General features: G+C 39.4%; 8 protein-coding genes. 7 read left to right on the plus strand and 1 reads right to left on the minus strand.

All coding sequences use genetic code 11. The features are described 5' to 3' along the window. The coding region (locus tag ACYQ11_RS21735; protein WP_459925933.1) for a phage integrase N-terminal SAM-like domain-containing protein at positions 1-462 on the minus strand (462 nt) is incomplete at its 3' end. A 121-nt stretch (positions 463-583) separates the two neighbouring features. Here ACYQ11_RS21735 and ACYQ11_RS21740 point away from each other — a divergent pair. The 7 genes from ACYQ11_RS21740 to ACYQ11_RS21770 all read left to right on the plus strand — a co-directional run. Next, a complete protein-coding gene (locus tag ACYQ11_RS21740; protein ID WP_459925934.1) occupies positions 584-790 on the plus strand; it encodes an addiction module protein in 207 nt (68 codons plus the stop codon). Between the two features lie 413 nt (positions 791-1,203). Continuing rightward, the gene (locus ACYQ11_RS21745) at positions 1,204-1,602 is read left to right on the plus strand and encodes a hypothetical protein (RefSeq protein WP_459925935.1); all 399 of its coding nucleotides are present in this window, start codon (positions 1,204-1,206) and stop codon (positions 1,600-1,602) included. Positions 1,603-1,706: 104 nt separating this feature from the next. Then, positions 1,707-1,988, plus strand: a complete 282-nt coding sequence (locus ACYQ11_RS21750; protein ID WP_459925936.1) for a type II toxin-antitoxin system Phd/YefM family antitoxin — start codon at positions 1,707-1,709, stop codon at positions 1,986-1,988. Beyond that, entirely contained in the window at positions 1,985-2,275 is a 291-nt protein-coding gene (locus ACYQ11_RS21755) for a type II toxin-antitoxin system RelE/ParE family toxin (RefSeq protein ID WP_459925937.1), read from the plus strand. The genes ACYQ11_RS21750 and ACYQ11_RS21755 overlap by 4 nt, the downstream gene beginning before the upstream one ends. Positions 2,276-2,400: 125 nt before the next feature. Further along, positions 2,401-2,682: a type II toxin-antitoxin system Phd/YefM family antitoxin gene (locus tag ACYQ11_RS21760; protein ID WP_459925938.1), complete on the plus strand. Its 282-nt coding sequence runs from the start codon at positions 2,401-2,403 to the stop codon at positions 2,680-2,682. Continuing rightward, entirely contained in the window at positions 2,679-2,975 is a 297-nt protein-coding gene (locus ACYQ11_RS21765) for a type II toxin-antitoxin system RelE/ParE family toxin (RefSeq protein WP_459925939.1), read from the plus strand. The genes ACYQ11_RS21760 and ACYQ11_RS21765 overlap by 4 nt, the downstream gene beginning before the upstream one ends. A 157-nt stretch (positions 2,976-3,132) precedes the next feature. Then, the coding region (locus ACYQ11_RS21770) for a PAS domain-containing protein (protein WP_459925940.1) at positions 3,133-3,500 on the plus strand (368 nt) is incomplete at its 3' end.

Here is a 3,500-nt window from a genome sequence, read left to right on the forward strand (position 1 = left end):
ACGCAAGCGGACACATTCCATCAAACGCAGGCCGGAGCCGTAGAGAATCTTGGACATAAGCAGATGGATTCCGCTGAGATGGCTCAATACCGACTGAACTTCCTGCTGCGTCATCACCGTGGGGACCCAGCTCTTTTTTTTCGCACGGATCGGTTCCAGATGCTCATCAACGGGCATATCCAGAACGTGACGATAAAGAAAAACAATGGCATTCAAAGCCTGACGCTGGGTTGAAGCCGACACGTTGCGCTGGGTTGCAAGGTGGCTGAGGTATTTTTCAATCTCCTGTTTTCCCATATCCCGCGAATGAATTTTTTTCTCATAAAACCGGATCAAATCGATGATCCATCCGCAATAGGTCTGTTCGGTCCTGTAAGCATAATGATGGTAACGCAAAACCTGGCGCACCTGTTCCATGAGTTTGAGATCGGGATCGGGTCTGAATTTTTTTATGTCTGTCATAGGGGGGAGGCCTCTTCATTTTGAAAAACACGTTAGCCTTTTTCCAACGCAGCTCATATTTTGCTTTTTGTCTTTCTTCGTGCTATAGTCTTTTGCAACTCAAAACTAAATAAGGTGTAGTATGCGAATCAATATACAAGATATGACAACTGAAGAGAAATTAATGGCAATGGAGTTACTTTGGGACGATTTATGTAAAAATCAAAATCTCTCTTCTCCCGCTTGGCATGCCTCTGTACTGAATGATCGTGAGAAGGCTATTGCTGAAGGCAAAGATAAATTTGTTGATTTGGATGAGGCAAAAAAGTCAATTCTGAATTCAATCTAATGAAAATAAGAATTCTACAATCAGCTCAGGCTGATCTCAAAGAAGGTTATGTTTTTTATGAGTCTCAGGCTGAGGGTATAGGCAGATATTTTCTTGACTCGATATTTTCTGATATTGATTCACTAAAGCTTTTTGCAGGCATACATCAAGAATATTTTCGAAGGTATTACAGGCTACTTTCCAAAAGATTTCCTTTTCAATCTACTATCGCATAGAAGATGAAGAAATTAGAGTTTATTCAGTTCTTGACTGTCGTAGAGATCCGGCATGGGTAAGGAATAAATTACAATAAAATCGAATAAATAATTGTTTCGTGAAAGGCTAACAATTAGCTCAAACCGACCCGAATAGCAGTGGTCTGTTTCCCGCAGGCGCAACGGCGGGCGGCTTAGCTCTGACAATAATAGAACTTAATGAATCAAAAACAATCAGATATTCAAAAAATCTGGCACGGATTGAAAGATCTCATATTTTCAATTGCTTTTATAATAGCGGCAATTGCATTGTTATTGTTTATATACAATGCCTTAGATTTAAAAGGTCTTAAGCCTGAAGCGGTGATGTCCGAGCATCAAAATGTTGTAATATTCGTTGGTATAATATTTGGAACAGTATTCGTTTTATTGTTAACATCGATTTATAGAATTGCAAAATCTTTAAAAAAAAATGCTGCGGCTTGGTTATTTGCTTGTATTGCATTTCCCATACTTTTGTATTTTGCGATACCCTATTTTTTTATTGCCGGTGTTTATACTATTATAAAGTTAAAATTTACTAAAAATGTCGAACAATTGCATGCAGGCGACGGCTAAACGCCGCGCCTGATGCACACGTTGGCGCTTCTAATGATAAAATAATTGTTGCCTTTACGATACTTCTGGATGTACAATTAAAAATACAAACAGGAGGATGTAAAATGGGAAAATTATCAAATATTATACCTGTAAGCGATTTAAGACAGGATGCGGCTAAACTTTTGAAACAATTGCAAACCAATGATGAACCTTTGATTATTACACAAAGAGGAAGGGCCAGCGCTGTAATACTTGGGGTTGAGGCCTATGAAAAACTTGAACATGAAAAAGAAATTTTACGTTTATTAGCAAAGGGTGAAAAGGAAATCGAAGCCGGCATTGGTTATGATTTAGATACGGTACTTGCTGAAGCGGATGATTTTTTAAATAAGGATCCCCTGTGAAAATTCAATTCACACCGACGGCTAAAAAACAATTCCTTTCTGCGCTATCATATATTCGAAGAGACAAACCCTCTGCTGCCGTCAATTTTCGTAATCGTGCTGAAAAAATCTTAAGAAGGCTTGAGGATTTTCCGGAGTCTGGAAGAATCATTCCAGAATTTTCGGATCTCAGTTATAGAGAGGTAATAATTCCGCCCTACCGGTTTTTTTATAAAATTAAAGCAGATATTATCTGGGTGGTTGCCGTCTGGCATAGTGCTCAAATCCCCAATGCGCCAGTTCTTTAGCGCCAACAATTGCATGCAGTCGACGGCTAAACGCCGCGCCTGATGCACAGGTTACGTCTTTAATACTTGACCATCATATACATTGTACATTATATTGTACCAAATAACATTAAATGAGGTGCAATATGCAAAGATTAAAAATTGATCAAGATATAAAACCACTATCTGAAGTTCGAACTGGAATAGCAAGTTTCATTAAACAGGTTCACGACACAAAAAGACCATTGGTAATTACGCAACATGGCAAAGGTGTTGCTGTACTTTTGGATGCACAAGAATATGAACATATTCAAGAAAAAATTGAGCTCTTATCTGATGTTAATAAATCCCTATCTCAATTGGAAAGCGGTCAAGGGATAGAGCATTCAGAAGCCAAAAAATCACTTTTGCAAAGACTGAAAAAATGAAAATCATATGGTCGCCATTAGCGATTGATAGAGCCTCTGAGATTGTTGATTATATCGCTCAAGACAAACCTTTGGCAGCTCAAAAATGGATTGAAACCATATTTTCAAAAGTTGAGTCACTTGAATTGTCACCAGAAATTGGAAGAATTGTCCCAGAAATTAGAGATAACCAATTTAGGGATTTAATATATCAAAATTATAGGTTAATTTATAAAATTGATTACAACAACATATTTATTCTAACAATTCGTCATGGGTCACAAATACTCCCTACTGATGAAATTCTGACGTAACCCGTCGTTGCAGCGGACTGCTGGGACGGACAGAGCGAAGCAAAGCTTCAGCCGCAGTCAAGGGTGTACCACCCCACTCCGTTGAACAAACCACTTCAGCGGGCAAATCAGTGAGTTAAACATTAAGTTAAGTATTCAAAGGAAATGCAGGGAATTAATGAAACAGGATACCATTTTAGGACAAATACAGACAAGGGCGCTTGAGAATCTTCCTGTGTGTATTACCCTGCAGGATACCGAGTATAATATGGTCTGGGCGAATCGGGCCTACCGTGAAACCATGGGCTTGTCACTGAAAGAAATCAAAGGCAGAAAGTGCTATCATGACAAGAAAATAGATACGCCCTGTGATGTTTGTCCATTTGTCAAAGCCATGGAAACGGGCTTGCCCTTCGAGGCAGAATTACCCCCGGAGCACCAGTGTCATTATTCAGGGGCAAAGGGCTATTGGTTGCTTAAAACCGCTCCAGTAAGAGATAATGATGCCAGGATCGTCGGTGCCATAGGACTCGGCATCGACATGGT

The organism is Desulfatiferula olefinivorans, from assembly GCF_054657895.1.